We start from the raw sequence: 1,752 nt of genomic DNA, 5'->3' as shown, positions 1-1,752 counted from the left end.
TATCCGGTCGTGCGCAGATCGTTACACGCGAGCGGCCGCGCGGAACAGGACGATGGAGGATTCCGTATCCGTCACTCCTATGGCTGAAATGCGAAAATATAATGGCTGTAGAGGCGTGGATCATGAATTAGCCTACTATTATTACAAAGTCACGTAGCAAGCAGGACTTTTGCGGAGCCGGTGGAAGGGCGGTAGTGGCCTAAGTATATATCGCATCTCTCGTCGCAGCAGACGTCGTTGCAGCGGGTGTCGCCAATGGAGCATACGCCGCGGTTTACCGATCCCGCTCTCCGCCAGCGCTTCGTTGATTACGTGACCGCCGTGCTCCCCGACCTGGGCCGCACGGATCGCCAGCCGTGGGCCGAGGCCTACGTACGGGGGTTGCTGCTCGAGGGCGAGCGCAAATCCATCGAACCCATGGCCAAGCGGTTGCCCGACGGGAATGTCCAGGCCCTGCAGCACTTTATTGGTAAGAGCCCGTGGCCCTCTGAGCCGGTCCGCCGCCGACTGGCGAGCGTGCTGGTGCCGGAAATGGGTCCAGGGCTGTGGATCGTGGATGAGACCAGCTTTCCCAAGCAGGGCAAGCACTCTGTCGGCGTCGCGCGGCAGTATGCGGGGACGTTGGGCAAGGTGGCCAACTGCCAGGTGGCGGTCAGCCTGCATCACGCCACCGCGACGGCGAGTCTGCCCGTGGACTGGGCGCTGTTTCTGCCCGAGGAGTGGACGAAGGATCCAGACCGCTGCGCCGCCGCGGGCGTGCCTGCGGCTGTGCCCCACGAGCCGAAATGGCGCCTGGCCCTCGATCTGATCGATCGAGCCCGCACGTGGGGGCTTCCCGGTCAGCGCGTTATTGCAGACGCCGGCTACGGCACGATCGCGGAATTTCGGGCCGAGTTGCAGGCCCGGCAGCTGCCCTACGCCGTCGGCGTCGAATCGGGGACGGGCGTGTGGATGCGCCGGCCGCACTGCCGTCGCCGCCCCGATACCGGACGCGGACGGCCACCCACGCGCTGGGATTATGGCGGCCGCCGGCCCCGCCGCGTCGCGGAGGTAGCCCGGGCGCTGCCGGCCACCGCGTACCAGACCGTGACCTGGCGCGGGGGCAGTAAAGGCAACCTCACATCGCGGTTCGCGCGGCGGCGGGTGTGGCCGTCCCACGGATATCACGCCGGGAAGCTGCCGGCGGACGAGCAGTGGTTGCTCATCGAGTGGCCGGCGAAGGCCGCGGAGCCGACGAAGTACTGGCTCATCACCGGTCCGCGGCGTCTCTCGGTGGTCCAACTGGTCCGCTGGGCGAAGGCGCGCTGGTGGGTGGAGCAAGATTACGCGCAGCTCAAGGAGGAGCTCGGGCTCGACCATTTCGAAGGCCGCCGCTGGTTGGGCTGGCACCATCACGTGACGATGACGACGATGGCCTACGGATTCTTGGTCCGCGAACGACTCCGCCGGCGCGGCGGCGGGAAAAAAAACGGCGCGCGTCCCCACGCTCCCGCAGGTTCGCGCGGAACTCCAGTACCTCCTGAAAACCTGGACAGGGTACTGCATCGTATGCGGCCAACCCATCCGCCGGTCGCTCAAAAATGACTCATCCTAGATGTGACGTAGTAATATTAGCAGGGTGCTGAAAAAGCAGGAGTTTGGATGTTCATATAGAATGATACTCCGTCGCTTCGTTGCTCATTCGGCACCCCAACATCGGAGGTCCCACGATGCGCGGAGACGATCGGCACCAAGAGGCGATGTTCAGCTTCC

Annotated in this window: 1 protein-coding gene; it reads left to right on the top strand. The window is 64.7% G+C overall.

Annotation, left to right across the window (positions count from 1 at the left end):
* The first annotated feature begins 255 nt into the window (after nucleotides 1–255).
* Nucleotides 256–1,584 carry an IS701 family transposase gene (locus VJR90_00105; GenBank protein HKV95882.1) on the top strand — a complete coding sequence of 443 codons (1,329 nt, stop codon included), beginning with the start codon at nucleotides 256–258 and terminating at the stop codon, nucleotides 1,582–1,584.
* Nucleotides 1,585–1,752 lie beyond the last annotated feature (168 nt).

The sequence above is a fragment of the Gammaproteobacteria bacterium genome (assembly GCA_035279405.1).
Lineage (GTDB): Bacteria > Pseudomonadota > Gammaproteobacteria > Natronospirales > REEB76 > REEB76.
This window is presented reverse-complemented; position numbering and strand designations above follow the sequence as displayed.

Excerpts from the sequence above, each read along its gene's own strand:
- VJR90_00105 (HKV95882.1), top strand. The coding sequence starts at position 256 with ATGGAGCATACGCCGCGGTTTACCGATCCCGCTCTCCGCCAGCGCTTC.